The 22,608-nt window shown below is 65.4% G+C and carries 23 protein-coding genes; 8 read left to right on the top strand and 15 right to left on the bottom strand.

Annotated elements, in window-relative coordinates; genetic code table 11:
* Genes QU595_RS18145 through QU595_RS18135 form a run of 3 tightly spaced genes read left to right on the top strand, consistent with a single transcriptional unit; the run spans position 1 to position 4,118 of the window.
* Entirely contained in the window at positions 1-1,887 is a 1,887-nt protein-coding gene (locus QU595_RS18145; protein ID WP_315924431.1) for an ABC transporter ATP-binding protein, read from the top strand.
* Complete coding sequence (locus tag QU595_RS18140; RefSeq protein WP_315924429.1) at positions 1,884-3,767, top strand: ABC transporter ATP-binding protein; 1,884 nt, start codon at positions 1,884-1,886, stop codon at positions 3,765-3,767. The genes QU595_RS18145 and QU595_RS18140 overlap by 4 nt, the downstream gene beginning before the upstream one ends.
* A 36-nt stretch (positions 3,768-3,803) precedes the next feature.
* The gene (locus tag QU595_RS18135) at positions 3,804-4,118 is read left to right on the top strand and encodes a DUF6665 family protein (protein ID WP_315924427.1); all 315 of its coding nucleotides are present in this window, start codon (positions 3,804-3,806) and stop codon (positions 4,116-4,118) included.
* 15 nt (positions 4,119-4,133) lie between these two features.
* Here the strand turns inward: QU595_RS18135 and QU595_RS18130 are convergent, their stop codons facing one another.
* From QU595_RS18130 to QU595_RS18120, 3 genes are read right to left on the bottom strand one after another with little or no spacing between them, the layout of a single operon-like run.
* Positions 4,134-4,613, bottom strand: coding sequence for a hypothetical protein (locus QU595_RS18130; protein WP_315924425.1), 480 nt, complete (start codon positions 4,611-4,613; stop codon positions 4,134-4,136).
* Positions 4,594-5,598: an archaeosortase/exosortase family protein gene (locus QU595_RS18125; protein ID WP_315924423.1), complete on the bottom strand. Its 1,005-nt coding sequence runs from the start codon at positions 5,596-5,598 to the stop codon at positions 4,594-4,596. The genes QU595_RS18130 and QU595_RS18125 overlap by 20 nt, the downstream gene beginning before the upstream one ends.
* 3 nt (positions 5,599-5,601) lie before the next feature.
* On the bottom strand, positions 5,602-5,832 hold the full coding sequence (locus QU595_RS18120; protein ID WP_315924421.1) for a hypothetical protein: 231 nt from the start codon (positions 5,830-5,832) through the stop codon (positions 5,602-5,604).
* A 401-nt stretch (positions 5,833-6,233) separates the two neighbouring features.
* Between QU595_RS18120 and petA the strand changes: the two genes are divergently transcribed.
* From petA to QU595_RS18095, 5 genes are all read left to right on the top strand, one after another.
* Positions 6,234-6,794, top strand: coding sequence for a ubiquinol-cytochrome c reductase iron-sulfur subunit (gene petA, locus QU595_RS18115; RefSeq protein WP_315924419.1), 561 nt, complete (start codon positions 6,234-6,236; stop codon positions 6,792-6,794).
* A 16-nt stretch (positions 6,795-6,810) separates the two neighbouring features.
* Entirely contained in the window at positions 6,811-8,115 is a 1,305-nt protein-coding gene (locus tag QU595_RS18110; protein ID WP_315924417.1) for a cytochrome b, read from the top strand.
* A gap of 25 nt (positions 8,116-8,140) precedes the next feature.
* On the top strand, positions 8,141-8,995 hold the full coding sequence (locus QU595_RS18105) for a cytochrome c1 (protein WP_315924415.1): 855 nt from the start codon (positions 8,141-8,143) through the stop codon (positions 8,993-8,995).
* Positions 8,996-9,139: 144 nt separating this feature from the next.
* Positions 9,140-10,537 carry an MFS transporter gene (locus QU595_RS18100; protein WP_315924413.1) on the top strand — a complete coding sequence of 466 codons (1,398 nt, stop codon included), beginning with the start codon at positions 9,140-9,142 and terminating at the stop codon, positions 10,535-10,537.
* A 144-nt stretch (positions 10,538-10,681) separates the two neighbouring features.
* The gene (locus QU595_RS18095; protein WP_315924531.1) at positions 10,682-11,227 is read left to right on the top strand and encodes an adenine phosphoribosyltransferase; all 546 of its coding nucleotides are present in this window, start codon (positions 10,682-10,684) and stop codon (positions 11,225-11,227) included.
* A gap of 17 nt (positions 11,228-11,244) precedes the next feature.
* Here QU595_RS18095 and QU595_RS18090 read toward each other — a convergent pair whose 3' ends face one another.
* From QU595_RS18090 to QU595_RS18035, 12 genes are all read right to left on the bottom strand, one after another.
* Positions 11,245-11,712 (bottom strand): MaoC family dehydratase, encoded by a 468-nt coding sequence (locus tag QU595_RS18090; RefSeq protein ID WP_315924411.1) that lies wholly within the window; start codon positions 11,710-11,712, stop codon positions 11,245-11,247.
* Positions 11,709-12,173: a MaoC family dehydratase gene (locus tag QU595_RS18085; protein ID WP_315924409.1), complete on the bottom strand. Its 465-nt coding sequence runs from the start codon at positions 12,171-12,173 to the stop codon at positions 11,709-11,711. The genes QU595_RS18090 and QU595_RS18085 overlap by 4 nt, the downstream gene beginning before the upstream one ends.
* Positions 12,174-12,306: 133 nt before the next feature.
* Positions 12,307-12,633, bottom strand: coding sequence for a YMGG-like glycine zipper-containing protein (locus QU595_RS18080; protein ID WP_315924407.1), 327 nt, complete (start codon positions 12,631-12,633; stop codon positions 12,307-12,309).
* Between the two features lie 97 nt (positions 12,634-12,730).
* Complete coding sequence (locus tag QU595_RS18075) at positions 12,731-14,689, bottom strand: FAD-dependent oxidoreductase (RefSeq protein WP_315924405.1); 1,959 nt, start codon at positions 14,687-14,689, stop codon at positions 12,731-12,733.
* 110 nt (positions 14,690-14,799) lie between these two features.
* Positions 14,800-16,143, bottom strand: a complete 1,344-nt coding sequence (locus QU595_RS18070; RefSeq protein WP_315924403.1) for a uracil-xanthine permease family protein — start codon at positions 16,141-16,143, stop codon at positions 14,800-14,802.
* Positions 16,144-16,227: 84 nt separating this feature from the next.
* On the bottom strand, positions 16,228-17,580 hold the full coding sequence (locus tag QU595_RS18065) for an 8-oxoguanine deaminase (protein ID WP_315924401.1): 1,353 nt from the start codon (positions 17,578-17,580) through the stop codon (positions 16,228-16,230).
* Between the two features lie 224 nt (positions 17,581-17,804).
* Entirely contained in the window at positions 17,805-18,908 is a 1,104-nt protein-coding gene (gene ychF / locus QU595_RS18060; RefSeq protein ID WP_315924399.1) for a redox-regulated ATPase YchF, read from the bottom strand.
* 11 nt (positions 18,909-18,919) lie between these two features.
* Complete coding sequence (locus tag QU595_RS18055) at positions 18,920-19,384, bottom strand: PIN domain-containing protein (RefSeq protein ID WP_315924397.1); 465 nt, start codon at positions 19,382-19,384, stop codon at positions 18,920-18,922.
* Positions 19,371-19,607 carry a hypothetical protein gene (locus QU595_RS18050; protein WP_315924395.1) on the bottom strand — a complete coding sequence of 79 codons (237 nt, stop codon included), beginning with the start codon at positions 19,605-19,607 and terminating at the stop codon, positions 19,371-19,373. Before QU595_RS18050 ends, QU595_RS18055 begins: the two co-directional genes overlap by 14 nt.
* A gap of 101 nt (positions 19,608-19,708) precedes the next feature.
* Positions 19,709-20,437, bottom strand: a complete 729-nt coding sequence (pth, locus tag QU595_RS18045; RefSeq protein ID WP_315924393.1) for an aminoacyl-tRNA hydrolase — start codon at positions 20,435-20,437, stop codon at positions 19,709-19,711.
* A gap of 26 nt (positions 20,438-20,463) precedes the next feature.
* Positions 20,464-21,096 carry a 50S ribosomal protein L25/general stress protein Ctc gene (locus QU595_RS18040; RefSeq protein ID WP_315924391.1) on the bottom strand — a complete coding sequence of 211 codons (633 nt, stop codon included), beginning with the start codon at positions 21,094-21,096 and terminating at the stop codon, positions 20,464-20,466.
* A gap of 206 nt (positions 21,097-21,302) precedes the next feature.
* Complete coding sequence (locus QU595_RS18035; RefSeq protein WP_315924389.1) at positions 21,303-22,535, bottom strand: MFS transporter; 1,233 nt, start codon at positions 22,533-22,535, stop codon at positions 21,303-21,305.
* Positions 22,536-22,608: the final 73 nt, after the last annotated feature.

Here is a 22,608-nt window from a genome sequence, read left to right as displayed (position 1 = left end):
ATGTTCCGCTGGTTTGAAAAAAGGCTCGACCCGTTCCCCTCCGAGGAGCCGGTGGAGCCGCCCAAGACGCTTTTGGCGTTCTGCTGGTATTTCACCAAGCCCGCCTGGCCCTTCGTATTGATCGCCGCGCTGCTGACGGCGCTGATCTCGGTCATCGAAGTGTGGATGTTCGCCTTCCTCGGCCATATCGTGGATTGGCTGTCGGTGCAGAACCGCGACACCTTCCTCCAGACCGAGGGCTGGAAGCTTGTCGGCATGGGGCTGGTCATCGCCGTGGTGCTGCCTGCGGCGGTGGCCCTGTCGTCGCTGAACACCTACCAGACCCTGTTCGGCAACTATCCGATGCGCATCCGCTGGCAGGTGCACCGCTATCTGCTCAAGCAGTCCATGACGTTCTACCAGGACGAGTTTGCCGGTCGCATCGCCACCAAGCTGATGCAGACGGCGCTTGCGGTGCGCGAGACGGTGATCAAGTTCGCCGAGGTGCTGAATTACGTCGTGGTGTATTTCGTCGGTATCCTGATCATCGTCGGATCTTCCGACTGGCGGCTTGCCGCGCCCATGGCGCTGTGGCTCGTCGGTTATCTGGTGGCGCTGCGCTATTTCATCCCGCGCCTCGGCACCGTTTCTGCGGCGCAGGCCGACGCCCGCTCGGTCATGACCGGCCGCATCGTCGACAGCTACACCAACATCCAGACGGTCAAGCTGTTCTCGCACGGGCGACGGGAATCCGATTATGCGCGCCAAGGCATGGCCGAGTTCATGCAGACGGCATATGCGCAGGGACGGCTGATCAGCAAATTCTACATCGTCGTCTATGGGCTGAACTCGCTGCTTCTGCTCAGCGTCGGCGGGCTGTCGATCGCCCTGTGGCTGGAAGAGGTGGTCACGGTGGGCGCCGTCGCCGTCGCGGTCGGCCTGGTGCTGCGTCTTTACGGCATGTCGCAGTGGATCATGTGGGAGGTCTCGGCCCTGTTCGAGAACATCGGCACGGTGCAGGACGGCATCGGCTCGATCTCCATGCCGCGCCTGGTCGAGGACCGGCCGGACGCCAGGGATATCGTCGTCGAGAAGGGCGAAATCCGCTTCGAGCGTGTCGGTTTCCATTACGGCAAGCGCAAGGGCATCATCGAAGACCTGTCGCTGGTCGTGAAGCCGGGCGAGAAGGTCGGCATCGTCGGCCGCTCGGGCGCGGGCAAGTCCACGCTGGTGAACCTTTTGCTGCGTTTCTACGACCTGGAGCGCGGGCACATCCTGATCGACGGGCAGGACATCGCCGCCGTTATGCAGGATTCGCTGCACGGGCATATCGGCATGGTCACGCAGGACACCTCGCTGCTGCACCGCTCGGTGCGCGACAACATCCTCTATGGCCGTCCCGACGCCAGCGAGGAGATGATGGTCCGGGCGGCGCGCCAGGCCGAGGCGCTGGAGTTCATCGGCGGGCTTTCCGACGCGAAGGGCCGCAAGGGCTTCGACGCCCATGTCGGCGAGCGCGGCGTCAAACTGTCCGGCGGGCAGCGGCAGCGCATAGCCATTGCCCGGGTCATGCTGAAGGACGCGCCGATCCTTATCCTCGACGAGGCGACCTCCGCGCTGGACTCCGAGGTGGAGGCCGCTATCCAGGAGAACCTCTACAAGCTGATGCAGGGCAAGACCGTCATCGCCATCGCGCACCGGCTGTCCACCATCGCAGCGATGGACCGGTTGGTGGTGATGGACAAGGGCCGTATCGTGGAGCAAGGCACGCATGAGGAACTGGTGGCCGCAGGCGGTATTTACGCACAGCTCTGGCAGAGGCAATCCGGCGGCTTCCTGCCGGACGACGGCCAGCACGAGCAGGCGGCGAAGATGAAACTGGAACTGAAGGAAGAACCGGCGGAATGATGAAGGCCATCTACCGCTGGTTCGAGAATTGGGTCTATCCGTTCCGGGAGCCGGCGAAGCTTCGCCCGCCCTCGTCGGTCGGCGGTTTCATCTGGCACTATGTCGGACAGGCCAAGCTGGCCTTCTTCGTCATGCTGGTGATCGGCGGCATCGCGCCGCTGGTCGAGGCCGGCCTGTTCTATTTCGTCGGCCGCCTGGTCGATATTCTCGACCAGGTGCATGGCGAGCGAAGCTGGCAGGCGCTGTGGAACGCCGCCGGCTGGGAACTCGTGTTCATGGCCGTCGTGGTGCTCGTCATCCGCACCGTTGTGGTGGCGCTGTCGGCGCTCGTGGAAGAGCAGACCATCGTGCCCGGCTTCTTCAGCCTGGTGCGCTGGCAGGCGCACCGGCACGTCTCGCGGCAATCCTACAGCTTTTTCCAGAGCGATTTTGCCGGCCGGATCGCAACCAAGGTCTGGCAGGCGGGCCAGGCCACCGGCGACCTGATGGAAAGCTTCATCGAGGTCGTGTGGTTCATGATCGTCTATACGGTCACGACGTTGGCGCTGGTGGCGGGACTGGACTGGCGGCTCGCCGCGCTGGTCATGGTGTGGATCGCGGCCTTCGGCCTGCTGGCGCGGCTTTACCTGCCCTCGATCCGCAGGCACGCGGAGGCGACCGCCGAGGCGGGCTCGATGATCAACGGGCGCATCGTCGATTCCTACTCCAACGTGCAGACGCTGAAGCTGTTCGCGGCCGATGGCGACGACCGCTACATCCGCAACGGTTTCGACATCTATCTCGACGAATTGCGCCCTTTCACCCGGCGGCTGACTGGCGTGCGCATGGCGCTGACTGGCCTGTCCGGCGTGATGATAACGGCCATAGGCTGTTTTGCGATCTACCTGTGGCTGGAGGATTCGATCACCGTCGGCGCGGTCGCCTTCACGCTGTCGCTGGTGCTGCGCCTCAACATGCTGCTCGGCCGGCTGATGATGCAGCTCAACGGCATCCTGCGGAACCTCGGCGTGCTGGAAAACTCCAAGGCGCTGATCTCGCAGCCGCTCGGGCTGGTCGACCGGCCGCATGCGAAGGAACTCGTCGTCACCGGCGGGCGCGTGCAGTTCAGCGACGTCACCTTCCACTACGGCAAGGGTGCGGGGGTGCTCGACGGCATCGACCTGGTCGTGCGGCCGGGCGAAAAGGTCGGGCTGGTCGGTCCCTCGGGGGCGGGAAAGACGACGCTGGTCAACCTGCTCCTGCGTCTCTACGACCTGGAAGGCGGCAGGATCACCATAGATGGACAGGACGTCTCGGCCGTTACGCAGAACTCCCTGCGCGCCAATATCGGCGTGGTCAGCCAGGACACTTCGCTGTTCCATCGTTCGCTGCGCGACAACATCCGGCTCGGCATGCCGGATGCCACGGATGCCGAGGTGATCGCCGCCGCGCGCCGCGCCGAGGCGAACGGATTCATCGAAGCGCTGGAGGACAACCGGGGCCGCACGGGATACGACGCCTTTGTCGGCGAGCGCGGCGTGAAACTGTCCGGCGGACAGCGCCAGCGCATCGCCATCGCCCGCGTGTTTTTGAAGGATGCGCCGATCCTGGTGCTGGACGAGGCGACCTCGGCGCTCGATTCCGACATCGAGGCGGCGATCCAGCAGAATCTCACCAGGCTGATGGAAGGCAAGACGGTGATCGCCATCGCGCATCGGCTCTCCACCATCGCCGCGCTCGACCGGCTGGTGGTGCTGGACCGGGGGCGGATCGTGGAGCAAGGTACGCATGACGAGCTGGTCGCGCTCGACGGGCTCTATGCCAGGCTGTGGAAGCGGCAGTCCGGCGGCTTCCTGTTCAATGAGGAAAGCCCGCTGGAAGAAACGCGGCCCGCGGAATGAGGGCAAAAGGGCAGAAGAAGCGGGAAAGATAGAGGAATGTCGCTGCGCCCACCTTCCGGATATTCCGGCGCCACGACGCCGGAAGTGTTCTTCGACGCGCTCGGCCACGAGATCCTGGCCGAGAAAGCGTCCGCGCTCGGCAGGGCGGGCGCAAGGGCCGAGACGGCGCTGGCGCGGCTTCGCGCACATGCGGGCGAGGAGACGGAGCGCCGCAGGCTGCTCGCGGAAACCGCCGAGGCCGTCTACGCCTGGTTCATCCAGCGCGAATTGTGCGGGTTCCGGCGTCATGATTCGGTGATCCGGGAATTCTCCATCCCGCGCGAGGTGCTCGTGCGGCTGGGGGCAAAATAGCGCGTCGCCGGAACGTCAGTCCGAAAGTGCGGCGAGATCGGCGGCCGCAATCAGATCGGCCGGGCATGTGCCTGTGCTGATGATGGCCCGTACGCGCAGGGCAGGAGCCCGTATGCCCATATAGCGCTCGGCCCGGCGCAGATAGTGGCGCAGCAGCGGCATCAGGATGGGCTGCGCCGGATAAAGGGCCTTTCCCGAGGAATAAAGCACGGAAGCGCCGGCGGCTTTCCATTCCACCGCGGCGCGATGCCAGCCCTGCGGCGAGACGTTGGCGATCTGGAGCAGGCAGGCCGCGCGCTTGCCCGTTATCCAGTAGGGATCGCTGTTGGGCGCGGGCCGGCTTACCTCGAAGCCGTTTTTCGAGAGCATCTCGATGATGTCGTCGCTACCCGGATATTGCTCGCTGAAATTCGAGGGGGCCCCGAGACGGAGCTTGACGCCCATGCTCAGCACCAGGAGCAGGGCGAGCGCGAGGCTAAGGCCTGCCCTGCTCACCGATGCCGATCCCGTAGCTGAAGATCGCCAGCATGGCGGCGATGGTGGCCCAGGCCGCCAGCGTGGCGCCGAGCGGGCCGTGGATGTCGTCATAATGCTCGGGCATGACGCCGATCAGGGAAATGCGCAGGACGTTGATGAGCACCGTCACCACGCCGGCGGCGGCGAGTGCCGCGACCGCCCGTTTCGACCAGGGCCGGTCCTGAGCCTTCACGAACAGGACGCCGCACAGGACGACGAGCGAGAGATTGGTGAGCGAGGAGCAGGCCGGCTCCAGGAAGATGACGCCCGAGCCATCCGCCAGATCGATGGTGTTGCCGCGGCTTTGCGTGCCCACAAGCCATCCGATCAGCTTGGCGTCCGCACCTAATATCGTGTTGCTTGCCGAGGCAAAGACGATGCGCGCCCACAACACCGGTATGGTCAGCGCGAGGAAGACGGTGCCGGCCCGGCGTGCGACCGAATCGGATTGGGGCGAGAGGCGAAGGGCGGCCCCGATGGCCGCTATGCCGAACCAGCTGAAGAAGGGCGCCGGCACGAGGAAGCAGGCGGCGGCGAAAAGGCTCACCGCCCCGTCCATGGCCGTGATGCGCGAAGATCGGGTCCGCCACAGCAAAGCCATGCCGACGATGCCGGCGGCCCAGACGACGGCGCTTACCCCCAGCGTGTTGAACAACGCGAGGGCCACGCCGTCGCGCCCGATCTCGGTCCCGGCCCGCTCGCTGATGCCGTTAACGAACCCGATCCCCACCAGGCCGCAGAACAGCAGCACACGCGACGCGGCCGCGTGGCCATCCCGGATATTTGTCCCTTCCGGATTGGAGACGGACATGTTCCGCAGGTCCTCGATCGGCTGGCATCCGCCGGATGCCGGTGCCTGGAGCATGTCGGAAAGATAACGCCGATTCTCGGACTGGACCATGCTTTGTGGAATCGTTCCGGCCGCGTTGGTGCGCGGCGAGGCCGAGCCGCCTCGCCGCGACATGGGCTAGTCCCTGGTCTTGTCGCGCGAGCGGCGCCTCAGCCAGATATAGCCTCCCACGATCGCGACCGCGGGCAGGCCGATACCGATGACCGGCCCCGGCGCGGAGTGCGACACCGAGCCCCCGTCGTCGTCACCGCCCTTGTGCGGCGGAAACCAGGAAGAAAGCGCAAAAGCAGGCGCGCTTGTGAAGGCCGCCAACAGGATGGCGGCCGGCAACGACTTCAATGCCGACATTCCGAAACCCCACCGATAGAATGCTGATCAAATGCTATGTGATCTAGCTAACGTAACACGGCCGCATCGGGTCGCGGCTAGATCATAGGTGGTAAGCCGCTCGATTAAACGCATTAGCGCCCGGCCATGCGGAGAGCTAGCCAGCCTGATTTCCGCAGACCAAATGCGGCGGCTGTAACCGTTTTGAACCACGCTGGGCAAAACGCCGCGACAATCTGCCCATATCTATCGAGCCGGCTGGACAAAAAGAGGCTTCACGCATAAACCGAACTCCGAAATGCCGGAGGACTTCGTTAGCCTGACCGCCATGCGCTGTCGGGCCGGGGTGATTGAGCGGGGACAGCTCAGCGGGACAAGGGGCTCGACCTTCGGCACGGAAGAGGCGAAAGGACCAGGCACCCGTGAGCGCAACCGAAACCCACGATCCCAACCGCCGTGATTTTCTTTACATAGCCACGGGCATGGCCGGCGTGGTGGGCGCCGCCGCAGCGGCATGGCCGTTCATCGACCAGATGCGCCCGGACGCCTCGACCTTGGCGCTGGCCTCCGTCGAAGTCGACGTTTCGTCGCTGCAGCCGGGATCGTCGCTGATCGTGAAGTGGCGCGGCAAGCCCGTCGTGGTGCGCTACCGCACCGAGAAGGAAATGAAGGACGGCGAGGCAGTGAAGCTCGAGGATCTCAAGGATCCGATGGCGCGCAACGCCAACCTGCCTTCCGACGCGCCGGCCACCGACGCCAACCGCGCCGCCACAGGCAAGGAGGCCTGGCTGGTGATGGTGCAGGTCTGCACGCATCTCGGCTGCATCCCGCTCGGCCAGGAAGGCGAGTATGGCGGCTGGTTCTGCCCCTGCCACGGCTCGGTCTACGATACCGCAGGCCGCATCCGCCATGGGCCGGCCCCGGAGAACATGCCCGTTCCGACATTCCAGTTCATCTCCGATACCAAGATCCGCGTCGGCTGAGGCAGGGGGACATATCATGAGCGAGGGACACTCCACCTATACGCCGAAGACCGGTATCGGACGCTGGTTCGACGCGCGCATGCCGCTGCCGCGGCTGGTCTATGATTCATTCATCGCCTATCCCACTCCGCGCAACCTCAACTATGCGTGGACGTTCGGCGGCATTCTCTCCATCATGCTGGTCGCGCAGATCCTCACCGGCATCGTGCTGGCCATGCACTACGTGTCCGACACGGGCCTGGCCTTCAACTCGGTCGAGAAGATCATGCGCGACGTCAACCAGGGTTGGTTGCTGCGCTACCTGCACGCCAACGGCGCGTCGTTCTTCTTCATCGCGGTCTACGTGCACATCTTCCGCGGCCTCTATTACGGTTCGTACAAGGCGCCGCGCGAGCTGTTGTGGATTCTCGGCTGCATCATCTACCTGTTGATGATGGCGACCGGCTTCATGGGCTACGTGCTGCCGTGGGGTCAGATGAGCTTCTGGGGCGCGACCGTCATCACCGGCTTCTTCAGCGCCATTCCGCTCGTCGGCGACTGGATCCAGCAGCTGCTGCTCGGCGGCTTCGCCGTCGACAATCCGACGCTGAACCGCTTCTTCGCGCTGCATTACCTGCTGCCGTTCATGATCGCCGGCGTCGTGGTGCTGCATGTCTGGGCGCTGCACGTCACCGGCCAGAACAATCCGACCGGCATCGAGGTGAAGTCGAAGACCGACACCGTCGCCTTCACGCCCTACGCCACCGTCAAGGACGCGTTCGGCATGGTGGTGTTCCTGCTGGTCTATGCGTATTTCGTGTTCTACCTCCCGAACTATCTCGGCCATCCGGACAACTACACCATCGCCAACCCGCTGAAGACGCCGGCGCACATCGTCCCGGAATGGTACTTCCTGCCGTTCTACGCGATCCTGCGCGCCATCACCTTCAACATCGGGCCGATCAACTCCAAGCTCGGCGGCGTGCTGGCCATGTTCGGCGCCATCGTCATGCTGTTCCTGGTGCCGTGGCTCGACACCTCCAAGGTGCGGTCCGCCGTCTACCGGCCCTGGTACAAGCTGTTCTTCTGGCTGTTCGTCGCCGACTGCATCCTGCTGGGCTGGCTCGGCTCACAGCCTGCCGAAGGCGCGTTCGTGGCCATGGCGCAGATCTGCACCCTGTTCTACTTCGCCTTCTTCCTGGTGGTGATGCCGGTGCTCGGCCTCATCGAGACGCCACGGCGGTTGCCGAACTCGATCACCGAGGCGGTGCTGGAGAAGAACAAGGGCTCCGGAGGCGGGCATCCCGCCGGCGCGACCGCCGCTCCGGAAACCAAGGGCTGAGCGAAAGAGAATCAGGGGACCTAGCATGAAGAAGATTCTCATCTCGCTGGCAGCGGCCGGTGTCGTGTTGGCAGGGGCCGCGGCCTTCGCCCAGGAGGGCGGAAACGCGGCGGCGCCGACGGAATTCCCGATCAAGAAGCCGAAGGAAATGAGCTGGAGCTTCTCCGGTCCGTTCGGCACCTACGACAAGGCGCAGCTCCAGCGCGGCCTCAAGGTCTACAAGGAAGTCTGCTCGGCCTGCCATTCGATGAACCTCGTGGCCTTCCGCACGCTGGAAGACCTCGGCTATTCGGAGGCGCAGGTGAAGGCGCTGGCGGCCGGATACCAGATCCACGACGGCCCCAACGACGACGGCGAAATGTTCGATCGTCCGGGCATCCCGTCGGATCACTTCCCGGCACCGTTCGCGAACGAGCAGGCGGCCGCGGCGTCGAATGGCGGCGCTGCTCCGCCCGACATGTCGCTGCTGGCCAAGGCGCGCGGCATCGAGCGCGGCTTTCCGCAGTTCATCTTCGACATCTTCACGCAATATGCCACGGGTGGTCCCGACTACATCCACTCGCTGCTGACCGGCTACAACGAGCAGCCGCCGGCCGGCCTGCAGGTGCCGGAAGGCACGCACTACAATCCCTATTTCGATGCCGGCGTGTCGCTGAAGATGCCGCCGCCGCTGTCGGACGGGCAGGTGACCTACGACGACGGCGCGCCGCAGACGGTCGAGCAATATTCGCAGGACGTCTCCGCCTTCCTGATGTGGGCGGCGGAACCGCACCTCGAAGACCGCAAGAAGACCGGCTTCCGCGTCATGGTCTTCCTGCTGCTGTTCGGCGCATTGATGTACCTCACCAAGCGCAAGGTCTGGGCCAACGTCGCCCACTGACCGGTACCCAAGCCGAGAACGAAAAGGCGCCTTCGGGCGCCTTTTTCTTGGGTCTTCTACGTCTTCCGGATGATGGACACTACCACCTTAGCGTGACAGGGTGGGGTCGACATCGATCTGCGCGGGAAAGCAGGAGGACGGATCATGGCCGCTGCATCTCGGTCCGGCAGCCCATCCGGTTCGGGCGGCCCATCTCGTTCCGGGGACGATGACGCCATGCGCGAACGCGTCATCCGCAAGGTCGCGTGGCGGCTGTCGCCCTTCCTCGGGCTGCTGTATTTCATTAACTATCTCGACCGCACCAATATCGGCTTCGCCGCGCCGCACGGCATGAACGACGCGCTGGGCTTCGACAAGGCCGCGTTCGGCCTCGCTTCGGGCATCTTCTTCATCGGCTACCTGCTGCTCGAAGTGCCGAGCAACCTGATGCTGCACAAGGTCGGGGCGCGGCGCTGGATCGCGCGCATCATGGTGAGCTGGGGCATCGTCGCGTCGCTGATGGCTTTCGTGCCCAACGCTGCGACGATGTACGGCCTGCGCTTCCTGCTCGGCATCGCCGAGGCCGGCTTCTTCCCCGGCATCATCCTCTATCTCACCTTCTGGTTCCCCAAGCGCGAGCGGGCAAGGGCGGTGGCGCTGTTCATGGTCGCTATACCGCTGTCATCCGTGTTCGGCGCGCCGCTGTCGGCCTGGCTGATCCAGGCGGGGCACGGAGTGCTGTTCGGGCTGGACGGCTGGCGCTTCATGTTCCTGGTCGAAGGCCTGCCGGCGATCCTGATCGGCATCGCCTGCTGGTTCTATCTCACCGACCGGCCGCAGGACGCGGCATGGCTGGAGCAGGGCGAGCGCGCCTGGCTGCAGAAGGAAATGGACATGGAGCACGCGCAAACCGGCCAACGCTACCATTACCCGTTGCGCAAGGCGCTGACCCGGCCGCGCATACTGGCGCTCGCCTTCGTCTATTTCGGCATCGTCTACGGGCTCTACGCGGTGGGCTTCTTCCTGCCCACCATCATCGCCGGCTTCCAGCAGGCCTTCGACACCAATTATTCCGTGCTCGAGCAGGGTTTCATCGTCGCCATACCCTATCTGTTCGGCGCCGTGGCCATGTATTTCTGGGCGCGTCACGGCGACCGCACGCGCGAACGGGTGTGGCATGTGGCCATCCCCGCAATCGTCGGCGGCCTGGCCATCCCGGTGGCGCTCTACATGGAATCGCCCTTCACCACCATGATCGCGGTGACGATCTGCGCCATGGGCATCTGCTCGGCGCTGCCGGCCTTCTGGCCGCTGCCCACCACCTTCCTGACCGGGGCGGCGGCGGCCGGCGGCATTGCGCTGATCAACTCGCTCGGCAATCTGGCCGGCTTCGTCGGCCCCTACGTGACCGGCTGGCTGACCGACCTGACGGGCACACCGAAGGCGGGCCTGTGGGTGGTCGGGGCCTTCATGGTGGCGGCGGGCATCGTCGCCGTCGCGTTGAAGGCGGCACCGGCGGCCGACGACGAGCGGGCGCTCGAGGCGGACGCCTCGAGGACGTAGAACACGCAACGGATCCCTGCCGCGCCTGCCGTGCGTCGCCGATGACCGCGAAGTGAAAAAAGCGGGCCGGTCTCGACGGCTTCCTGCTTTTCTTTGTCGTTTCCAGCCTCTATCGATGGGGCGACAGGAAACGGACCCCCCATGATTTCTTCTTCTCTCGAGAACACGCTGCTGTCTTCGATCCGCACGATCCCGGATTATCCGAGGCCCGGCGTCATGTTCCGCGACATCACCACGCTGCTCGGCAATGCGCAGGCCTTTCGCCGTGCGATCGACGAACTGGTGCATCCTTACGCCGGACAGAAGATCGACAAGATCGCCGGCATAGAGGCGCGCGGCTTCATCCTGGGCGGCGCGATCGCCCACCAGCTTTCGGCCGGCTTCGTGCCGATCCGCAAGAAAGGCAAGCTGCCCCACGACACGGTGCGCGTGGCCTACAGCCTCGAATATGGCGTGGACGAGATGGAAATGCATCGCGACGGCGTCGCGCCGGGGGAGAAGGTCATCCTGGTGGACGACCTGATCGCCACCGGCGGCACGGCGGAGGCCGCGGTCAAGCTGCTCAGCCAGATCGGCGCCGATATCGTCGCCGCCTGCTTCGTCATCGATCTGCCCGATCTCGGCGGCCGGGCGAAGCTCGAAGCGCTGGGGGTGCCGGTACGCACCCTCATCGGCTTCGAAGGTCACTGAGGCCGGAGCGGCTTTGCTTATCCGGTCCTGACCAGAACGGCGCTTTCGAACTCGATCACCTTGTCGCCGGTGCTATCGGTACCGTCGGCGCGCACGGTCAGCATGCGCCAGCCCGGGCGGGACGAGACCGGCCGATGGGCAAGCGCCGTGCGCGTGAAGGTGACGGTCTCGCCGGCATGCACCGGCTTCAGCCATTTCAGGTTCCTGAACCCGGGCGAGGGGCCGTATTCCGGCTCGGGACCGGGCCCGTTCCAGCGCACGCCCGGCGGCGAGCGCACGGCGAGATTGTATTTCATCCAGGTGGCGGCCGTGTGCCAGCCGGAAGCGCACAGGCCGCCGAGCACGCTGCGGGCGGCGGCTGCCTCGTCGAGATGGAAGGGCTGGGGATCGTAATTCGCCGCGAAGGCCTTGATCGCCTCCGCCTCGAATGTGTGCGAGCCCAGCGTGACGGCGACGCCGATGCCGAAATATTCGTCCAGGGTCATGCGCCGGCACCCTCGCGGGTCAGGAACATGGCCGTGTTGTCCAGTTCGAAAACGGTTTCGCCGCGCTGGTTGAACAGTTCCGAATGGATGGTGACGAAGCCGAGCCGGGGCTTGGATCGGGACAGGCGCTTGCCGACCACGGTGCAGCGGCCGGTCAGCGTATCGCCGGCAAGCACAGGCTTTTTCCAGCGGACCTGATCGACGCCCGGCGCACCCTGCGAAGTGGAGTTCAGCAGGAAGGCGTCGCACAGCATGCGCATGAACATGGCGCAGGTGTGCCAACCCGAGGCCGAAAGGCCGCCGAGTATGCTCTCTCTGCCCGCCGCGGCGTCGAGATGCATGGGCTGCGGGTCGAATTCGGACGCGAATTCCACGATCTCCGCGGCCGTGACATGCTTGGTGCCGAGGTCGAGCGAGGCGCCCTCTTCGAAGTCCTCGAAGGCCCATTTCCTGCCGGTCATGATCGCAATCCTGTTCAGGCTTGTACGATCATTGTGGACCGCCCGCGCGGCTTGTTCAAGCCGTGGAGACCGTACGGGCAGTCCGGCCCGGCGATTTGACGGCAGGCAGGGCCGAAGCCCCGCCCGACCGGGATCAATAGTCGCCGTTGTAGTAGCGGTCGTCGCAAGGCGCGGTGTAGATGCGGCCGTAGCGGTCGCGATAACGGCACATCTCGTCGCCGCGCGGCTGCTGCTGCGGCGAACTGGCCGAGCCCACGGCAGCACCCAGCAGCGTGCCTGCGGCGGCGCCGATCAGCGTGCTCTTGGTGTCGTGGCCGATGGCCTGGCCGACGAGCGCGCCGCCGGCACCGCCGATCAGCGCGCCGGTGCCGGTCCGCTGCTGCTGTTCGGTCTGGGCGCAGCCGGCGAGCGCCAGCGTGAGCAGTGCCGCCGCGGCGGCAATCGTCCTTTTTGCATTCATGGCAGTCCTCTCCTTCAATGTCCCTTGCCGGAGAACTGCAGGGTCAATGCGGCGGAAGGTGGGCGCACCCGAAAGTGCCGCGGGCCAAATACGAGAGTTAAAGCAGCAATCCCACCTTGAGGCCTTCCAGCACGGCTTCTTCCGCCGTGCGCGGTGTCAGGGCGTCGCCGATCACATGCACCTCGCCGGCGAAGTCCTCCAGCTCGGTTTCGAGGCCGGCCACCCTGTCGAAGCCCTGCGACAGGACCAGCGTGTCGATGCCCTCGAAGATCATCGGCTCGCCGGATGCGGCATGTTCCATGTAGATGGTGGAGCCGTCGGCGCCGTAGAGCCGCGCATAGGTGGTGATCTCCACGCCCAGCCTGTGCAGCGCCGCGACCATGGCGTCGCGCACATAGCCATGTATGGTTTCGCCCGCGGCTACGCCTTCGACGCACAGCCTGACCTGGCAGCCGTCGCGCGCCAGCTTCTCGGCCAGGCCGAGCCCTATCCAGTCGGCGCGCCAGTCCGCGATCAGCACGCTGGAGCCGACATTGGCCATGCCGGTCAGCACCTGGACGGCATCGACGACATGCGTGTCCTCGCCGCCCTCCATGGGCGGGCGATGCGGCTTGCCACCGGTGGCGACGACGACGGCGTCCGCGCCCGCCGCCTCCACCATGGCCCGGCTGACCGGGGAGCGTTTGTGAACCTTTACGCCCGCAAGCTCCATTTCCCGTTCCAGGTTGGTGATGATGCCGCCGAACTCGGCACGTCCCGGCAGCAGTTGCGCGACGCGCGCCTGGCCGCCGAGCTGGGCATCCGCCTCGTGCAGGAAAACCTCGTGGCCGCGTTCGGCCAGAACGGCCGCCGCCTTCATGCCCGCCGGCCCGCCGCCGGCCACGATGATGCGCTTGCGCCGCTCGATCGGAGGCCGGATGCCAAGGGTCAGCTCGCGCCCGGTTTCCGGATGCTGGATGCAGGAGATGGGATAACCCTTGTGGAAATGGCCGATGCAGGCCTGGTTGCAGGCGATGCAGGCGCGGATGTCGTCCAGACGGCCCTCGGCGGCCTTTTGCGGCATTTCGGGGTCGCAGATCATGGCGCGGGTCATGCCGCACATGTCGGCCTGGCCGGAGGCCAGCACCTGCTCGGCGATCTGCGGCTGGTTGATGCGGCCTGCGACGAAGACCGGCTTGCGCACGACGGCTTTCATTGCCGCGGCGAAGGGGGCGGAATAGCCGCCCTCGAAATACATCGGCGGTACGATATGGACCGCGCCCTTCAGCGAGGCCGACGTGCCCGCCACGACGCTGAAATAGTCGATCACGCCGTCCTCATCCAGCATGCGGCAGAAGGTCAGCACCTCGTTGGTGTCGAGCGTCTGGCTGTCGTGCTCCTCGCCGGTGATGCGCAGGCCGATGGCAAAGCCGGGGCCGGTCCTGGCGCGGATTTCGGCGGCGATCTCGCGCAGGAAGCGCAGCCGGTTTTCGACGCTGCCGCCATATTCGTCGTCGCGCAAATTGACGTTGGGATTGAGGAACTGCGCCGGCAGGTAGCCATGGCTGGCGACGATCTCGCAGCCGTCGAAGCCGGCGGCCATGAGCCGGGCTGCCGCTGCGCCGTAGCCGGCCACGATCTCGCGCAGCATCCGCCGCGACAGCGGCACCGGCATGACGTGGAAGCGGGAATTGGGGACGGCGGAGGGCGCATAGGCGACCGGCGCGGTGCCGTCCTGCGTCTCCATAATCTCGCGGCCGGGGTGGAACAGCTGGCCGCAAATCTTCGCGCCGTGCCTGTGCACGGCGTCGGCCAACGCGCGATAGCCGGGGATGGCGTCGTCGGAGGTCGCCATCAGGATATGGGAGGTGTAGCGGGCGGTTTCATGGACGCCGGACACCTGCACCACGATCAGCCCGGCGCCGCCCTTGGCGCGGGCCTCCTGATAGGCGATCAGCCTTTCGGTGACGTGGCCGTCATGCGCCATGACGGTGTCGTGTCCGGTCGACAGGATGCGGTTGCGCACCTCCATGCCGCCGATCTTGAGGGACGAGAACAGGTTCGGGAACGTGGTCATCGGCGGACGGTGCCGGCAAGGTGGCCTGCCAGTCAAGCCGGCTTTGCAGTGCCAGCCGCGTTTCGGCGATGGCCGTCCCGGGATCGGGCGGCCATCGCCTGCGCACGGGCTCAGTTCGCCCGGAAGAGATCCGGCAGCCTGACCAGGCAAAGTTCGGCCAGGATGACCGTGACCGAGCCGACGACGATGGAATGCCCAATCATTTCCGCCAGGATCGACGGCAGGAACGGGGCGAGGCTGGCGGACATGGACGGTATGGCGAGGCCCGCCATCAGGCCGAGCGGCGCCACCAGGTTCTTGACCGCCGAGCCGCGTTCCTGGGCGGCGAGCTGGATGCCGGTCATGATCACAGTTGCCGCCGCCGGCAGGAACAGGCCGCCGATCACCGAAGCAGGGGTGGCGACCAGCACCGCCGCGACCTTGGGCAGGAAGGCCAGCACGATGAAGATGATGCCGGCCACCCGCACCACATGCCGGCTGGCGACGCCCGTCATCTTCACCACGCCGAGGTTCTGCGCATAGGCCGTGGTGCCGAAGCCGCCGATGAGGGCCGCAAGCATCGAGCCGCCCGCTTCGCCGGCGATGCCCATGTTGACGCGGCGGTCGGTCAGTTCCTGCCCGGTCAGCTTGGCGGTCGCCTCGTACATGCCCATCGCCTCGACCACCGCGACGAGGAAGACGATGCACATGGTGATGGTGATGCCGGCGTCGAAATGCAGCGCGCCGTAAGGCAGGAGCTTGGGGAAGGCGAGCCAGGGTGCCGTTCCGACGCTGGAGAAATCCAGCAAGCCGAGCGCCAACGCCAGCGCGTCGCCGACGACCAGCGCGATCAGGAATCCGAACATGCGCAAGCTGCCGCCGAGCGCGGAGCAGACGAGAACCACACAGGTCGTCACGCAGGCGAGCAGCAGGCTGGAGCCGGTGCCGAAGGTCGGCATGCCGGGCCCGCCGAAGAATTCCATGAAGGTGAAGCCGGCCAGAGCGATGCCCACCAGCGTGATGATGGTGCCCGACACGGCGGGCGAAAGCAGCCGGCGCAGGCGCGCCAGTTGCCCGCCGACGGCGGCGAGGAACACCAGCGCCGCGCCGATGATGAGACCCAGGCTGGCGGCCGGTATGGTGCCGGCCTTGTAGTAGCCGATCGCCAGCGGCGAGAAGGCCGAGGACGGTCCCTGCACGATGGGCAGGCGCACCAGCTTCGTGCTTTGCAGAACGGTGACTATACCGGCGGCCAGGAAGGTCGCCGTGACCAGATTGGTCGCCAGCGAGGCCGAGAAGCCAGCCACGCTGGCGATGAAGATCGGATCGAGCCAGGCGTTGGAGACGAGGGCCTGTTGCAGGCCCAGCGCCGCCATGCGCTTGGCGGGGACGATCTCCTCCACATCCCCGATGACATTGACTTGCGGAACGCTATCGTGGCGCCCGTCCAGCGGGACATCCATCATACCGGCCATGGTACTTCCTCCTCCAAGAAGCAGACTGTGCGGTGATTTGCGGGGCTTGCCGGCCGAGGAAACGGGCCCGGGCCGGCAAACCGGTCAGGCAGCCAGCCGCTGGATGCGGCGGGCGTGCTTGGCGTGCTCGCGCAGCACGTCGTCCAGCGCGGCCATGGTCGGCCGGCCGTTCTCGACAAGCACCTTGCCGTTGACGATCGTGGTGCCGGCGGTCGCCGGGCCGCAGCGCAGCCAGGCCTCGACCGGGTCGGTGTGCGCGCCGGCCAGCGCTATGTCGGACATCTCCCAGATGACGAGGTCGGCGCAGGCGCCCGGCCGCAGATGGCCGATCTCGTCCTCCCAGCCGAGGCAGGCCGCGCCGCCGCGCGTGGCGATGTCGAGCGCATCGCGCGCCGACATGGAACTGGGGCCGTTGCGGAAACGGCCGAGCAGCAGCGCGGTGCGCGCCTCCAGCCACATCGAGGCGTGGTCGGTCGAAGCCGAGCCGTCGCAGCCGAGCCCCACTTTCATGCCGCGGGCGCGCAGGCCCATGGCGTCGGCAGCACCGCCGCCGATCAGCATGTTGGAGCAGGGGCATTGCGCGGTGCAGACGCCCGCATGGGCCAACCGGCCGATCTCGGCGTCGGAGGGGTAGATGTAGTGCGCCACCCAGGAGCGCTTGCTGGCCCAGCCGACGCGCTCGAAATATTCGGTCGGCGTGCAGCCATAGACCTCGGCGCAGTAGGTGTCCTCCTGCGGGTCCTCGGCCAGATGCGTGTGCAGCCTGAGATCGTATTTCTCGGCGAGCCTAGCCGATTCCGACATGATGCGCTCGGTGACCGAGAACAGCGAGCAGGGCGCCAGCGCCACGCGCGTCATCGAGCCGGCGGAGGCGTCGTGGTATTTTTCCACCAGCCGCACGCTGTCGGCGAGAATGGTCTCCTCGTCCTGCACCACCGATTTCGGCGGCAGGCCGCCGTCCTCCACCGAACGGGTCATGGAGCCGCGCGTGGCATAGAAGCGGAAACCGATATCGGTGCTGGCGCGGAACTGCGCGTCGATGAGGAAGGGCTTTGGATGGACATACATGTGGTCCATCGAGGTGGTGCAGCCGCCCATCATCAGTTCGGCCATGGCGATGTAGGTGGAAAGGTAGACGGATTCCTCGTCCAGATCGGCCCACAGCGGGTAAAGCCCGGTCAGCCACTCGAACAGCGTGCCGTTGGTCACCGGCGCATAGGAGCGGGTGAGGTTCTGGTACATGTGGTGATGGGCGTTGATGAGACCCGGCGTCACCAGCCGGCCGCGCGCCGAGATGGTGCGCCTGGCCTGGGGTTCCTCGCTGGCCTTGCCGACGGCATGCACGCGGTTGCCCTTGACGGCCACCCAGCCGCCGGCGATTTCCATGTCACGGTCTATGTAGACGTACGCATCGCGTACGAGCAGATCAACGGTCATTCGTTGCCTCCCGGTCCGGTCTCGAATCTCGAAAAGGCTGAACTTCAACCCTTCCGCGCTACGAGCCCTGTCCCAGGAGGTGCGAACTCCGGATCGTCATCGACTAAATGTTGAGCGGGCGTGCTCTGGTGCGCCGACGCGAAACGCCGGCTGCCCGCCTAGTTGGAAGGACGGAGCGCTTCCTGTCAAGCAAGTTTTTTTACCTGCCGGGAACCGAAGCGGCGTCAGGTGTTGAACTTGAAGAGCAAGACGTCGCCGTCCTGCACCACATATTCCTTGCCTTCGTCGCGCGCCTTTCCGGCTTCCTTGGCCGCAACCTCGCCGCCGAGATTGACGAAGTCGTCATAGGCGATGGTCTGCGCGCGGATGAAGCCGCGCTCGAAATCGGAGTGGATCACGCCCGCCGCCTGCGGCGCCTTGGTGCCCTTCTCGATGGTCCAGGCGCGGGTCTCCTTCGGGCCGGCGGTGAAATAGGTGATGAGGTGAAGCAGCTCGTAGCCGGCGCGGATGAGCTTGTCGAGGCCCGGTTCCTCCAGCCCCATCGAAGCGAGGAACTCGCGCTCCTCCTCGTCGGGAAGCTGGGCGACCTCGGCCTCGATCGCGGCGGAGATGATGACGGTGCCCGCGCCCTGCGCCGCAGCCATCTTCTCCACGGCCTTCGAGTATTCGTTGCCGGTGGCGGCGTCGGATTCCGCCACGTTGCAGACATAGAGCACCGGATGCGAGGTCAGCAGGTTGAGGCCCTGCAGGATGCGCAGGTCTTCCGGCGCGATGCCGGCCAGCAGCAGGCGCACGGGCTTGCCGGCCTGCAGCAGTTCCAGCGCCTTCTCCATCATGGGCAGGACGGTGAGGGCTTCCTTGTCCTTGCCTTGCGCGCGCTTGCGGATCTGGACGATGCGGCGCTCCAGGCTTTCGAGATCGGACAGCATCAGTTCGGTCTCGACGGTGTCGGCGTCGGCCACCGGGTCGATGCGGCCCTCGACATGGGTGATGTCGTCGTCCTCGAAGCAGCGCAGCACATGCACGATGGCGTCAACCTCGCGGATGTTGGCGAGGAACTGGTTGCCCAGGCCTTCGCCCTTGGAGGCGCCGCGCACCAGGCCGGCGATGTCCACGAAGGAGATGCGGGTCGGGATGATCTCCTTGGACTTGGCGACCTCGGCGATTTTCCTGAGGCGTGGGTCCGGCACCGCCACCTCGCCGGTGTTCGGCTCGATGGTGCAGAAGGGATAGTTGGCGGCCTGCGCGGCGGCCGTCCTGGTGAGCGCATTGAACAGCGTCGACTTGCCGACATTGGGCAGGCCGACGATGCCGCATTTGAAACCCATTTTGTCCGGTCCTATCGGGGATTGAGAATTTGCTCAGGGCTATGGGCGAAAGGATCCACGATCGTCAAGCTCTTGCCGCCGGTATCTTCGATAGCTTGGCCGTCCTGAAGGTCCTCGGAGAGGAAATGCGTGCAGCCGAGTTCGAGGGCGGAGGCGAGCAGCAGGCAATCCCACCAGGAGTAGCGGAGCCGAAGGTGCAGCGAACGGGCGAGCGACGTTTCTTTCGCTCCGAGCGGCTGGGTGCCGAGCCGGCTGAAGCGGTCAACGATCGCGAACACATCTGCAGGATGGACATCGCGTCGACGCCTTAGCAGCAAGCTCGTTGTTTCGTTCAACACCTGGAGATTGGTGCTGCCGGCTCCATGATGCGTCAGCGACAGCAGCCACTGCTGCGCCAATAGACCTTTGGCGAGTTCAGTCTCGTCGACTGCATAGAGGAGAACGTTTGTGTCTACGAATATCTTAGCGCCGGGCATTGCGCTCGTCTGCCGTAGGCATCTTGCCGTTCTCCGAAATTCTGAATTTCGGCCCGGCGAAGACTTCACGCAAGGCTTCGACGTCGCTCCTGCGCCGCGCTATCTCATCGGACGATAGGTGCTGCTTGACCGGTTCCCGGAGCCGATCGGCAATGTATTTCGACATGCTCTTGCCGGCCTTCGCCGCCTCGATCCGTATGGCGCGCTGAAGCTCGTCATCCATCGATATCGTCACGTTGCCCACTGCACGATCTCACGAAAACACGAAGTTCGTGTAACTTAATGCCGCATGTTCCCGACATCAAGACTGCCGTCGAAGGGGGCTCAATCCTTGCCGAGCAGCTTCTTCAGCATGGCGGCCATCGGGCCGGTTTCCGGCAGCTTGGCCGCAGGCTGCTGCGGGCGGGCCTGGCGGATATGGCTCTGGGCCTTGGCCGGTTTCTGCTTCGGCGGCGGCGTGTCGTCCGCTCCGGTGGGCTGCAGCTTGTCGCGCAGGGTCAGCGTCACGCGGTTCATGAAGCCGCTGTCGTCGCCCTTCGCCAGCATGTCGGCGCTGTCGGCGAGGGCGTCCAGCAGCACGTCCAGCCATTCACGGTCGGATTTGGAAAAGTCGCCCAGCACATGGCCGTGCACCATTTCCTTGATGCCGGGATGGCCGACGCCGATGCGCACGCGCCGGTAGTTGTTGCCGATATGCTGGTCGAGCGAGCGGATGCCGTTGTGGCCGCCTGAGCCGCCGCCGACCTTGACGCGCAGCTTGCCGGCGGCGAGGTCGATCTCGTCGTAGAAGACGGTCACGGCCGACGGGTCGAGCTTATAGAAGCGCAGGGCCTCGCCGACGGACTGGCCGGAAAGGTTCATGAAGGTCTGCGGCTTGAGGAGAAGGACTTTTTCGCCGCCGATGCGGCCTTCGCAGATCTCGGCCTGGAACTTCCGCGACCAGGGAGAAAAGGAATGGCGGCGGGCTATCGCGTCCGCCGCCATGAAGCCGACATTGTGCCGGTTGTTGGCATATTTCGCCCCCGGATTGCCGAGACCTGCGAAGAGCAGCATCGTTCAGGCTCCCGGGAACGGAAGGCTTACTCGCCCTCGGCCTCTTCAGTCGGGGCCGCGGCCGCCTCTTCCTCGGACTCCGACTTCGCAGCAGCGGTGCCAGCGATGGTGGCGATGGTGAAATCGCGGTCGGCGATCACCGGCTTGACGCCCGCCGGCAGCTTGACCGCCGAGATGTGGATGGAATCGCCGATTTCGGCGCCCGCCAGATCGACGGTGATGAATTCCGGGATCGCGTTGGCCGGGCAGTGGAACTCGACCTCGTGACGAACGATGTTGAGCGTGCCGCCGCGCTTGATGCCGGGCGCCTTCTCTTCGTTGATGAAGTGCACCGGAACGTTGACGTTCACCTCGGTATCCTTGCCGACGCGCAGGAAGTCGACATGGATCGGGAAGTCCTTGACCGGATCGAGCTGATAATCCTTGGGCAGGACCTGGATCTTCTTGCCGCCGACGTCGATCGTGGCAACCGTGGTCAGGAAGCCGCCGCCGTGGATCTTGTAGTAGATTTCCTTGTAGGACAAAGCGATAGCCAGGGGAGGCTGCTTGTCGCCATAGATGACTGCAGGCACTTTACCGTCGCGGCGAACTGCACGGGCGGACCCCTTACCGACCTGTTCGCGCGCTTCGGCCTTGAGCTCGTAGGAAGCTTGGCTCATGGCATTTCCTTTCGCGTGTTATGGAGCGTCTGCGGCGCCGGGCGCCGTAAACGTCGAAAGCCGCGATACTGCGCGTGACCATCCAAAAAACGGAAACCACTTTCCGGGGTCATGCGAGCCGACGGCTCTCCGCCGCGTTGCCTCCAAGGGTGTCTACGCGGGTGGCGGCTCTATAGCGGAAGGCGGGCGGGCGCGCAAGCCGCGGCTCAGGCGCCGTCGGCCCTCGCCATCCGGCGGGCTTGCTTCATGTCGGGCAGGAAGATCGTCAGCAGCCCGAGCAGGGGCAGATAGGAGCAGATCCTGTAGACGAAGTCGATGCCCTTGGCGTCGGCCACCACGCCGAGCACCGCCGCCGCGATGCCGCCCATGCCGAAGGCGAAGCCGAAGAACACGCCCGCCACCATGCCGACGCGTCCGGGCACCAGCTCCTGCGCGAAGACTACGATGTTGGAGAAGGCCGAGGACAGGATCAACCCGATCAGCACGGTCAGGACCATCGTCCATTCGAGATTGGCGTAGGGTAGGGCGAGCGTGAAGGGCAGGACGCCGACGATGGAGAACCAGATCATCGCCTTCTGGCCGTAGCGGTCGCCGAAGGGGCCGCCCAGCAGGATGCCGAGCGCCGAGGCGCCGAGAAACAGGAACAGCATGACCTGCGACATCTGCACCGACACGCCGAACTTATGGATGGCGTAGAAGGTGTAGTAGCTCGACAGGCTGGCGATGTAGGCATTCTTGGTCAGCACCAGCAAGGTGAGCACGACCAGCGCCCACAGCACGCGGTTGCGCGGGAAGGGCGAGGTGTGGCCCGCAGCCTTGCGGCTGGCCATGGAAGCGCGCAGGCGGCTGTACCATCCGCCCACCCGCCACAGCACGAAGATGCCGACGAGCGAGCCGACGGCGAACCATGCGATGCTCGTCTGGCCGAAGGGCACGACTATGAAGGCGGCCAGCAGCGGACCCATCGCCTGGCCGAAATTGCCGCCGACCTGGAACAGCGATTGCGCCAGCCCGAAACGGCCGCCGGAGGCATAGCGGGCGATGCGCGAGGATTCGGGATGGAAGACCGCCGAGCCGATGCCGATCAGCGAGGCGCCGGCGAGCAGGATCCAGTAATGGCCGGCATAGGCCAGCACGATCAGGCCGACCAGCGACGACGCCATGCCCCAGGGCAGGGAATAGGGCATCGGCTTCCTGTCGGTGATCATGCCGATCACCGGCTGCAGCAGCGAGGCCGTGAGCTGGAAGGTGAAGGTGAGCAGCCCGATCTGCCAGAAGTCGAGCCCGTAGTTCTCCTTCAGCAGGGGATAGATGGCAGAAAGCAGCGACTGCATGATGTCGTTGACGCAATGGCAGAAGCTCACCGCCAGGATCACGGTGAAGGCGGTGGCGGTCGCAGTCGCCGGGGCGCGCACGCCTGTCGCTGTCGTATCGGTCACGGGATGCTCCGTCGTCATTCCGGCAAAGTCGGTGCCGCGATGCATATAGTCGGGTTGCCGCGCGACTTCTTTC

Source organism: Mesorhizobium sp. SP-1A, assembly GCF_032460275.1.
Taxonomy (GTDB): Bacteria; Pseudomonadota; Alphaproteobacteria; order Rhizobiales; family Rhizobiaceae; genus Mesorhizobium.
Note: the sequence above shows the minus strand (reverse complement) of the source record. Positions and strands in the feature narration are given on the sequence as shown.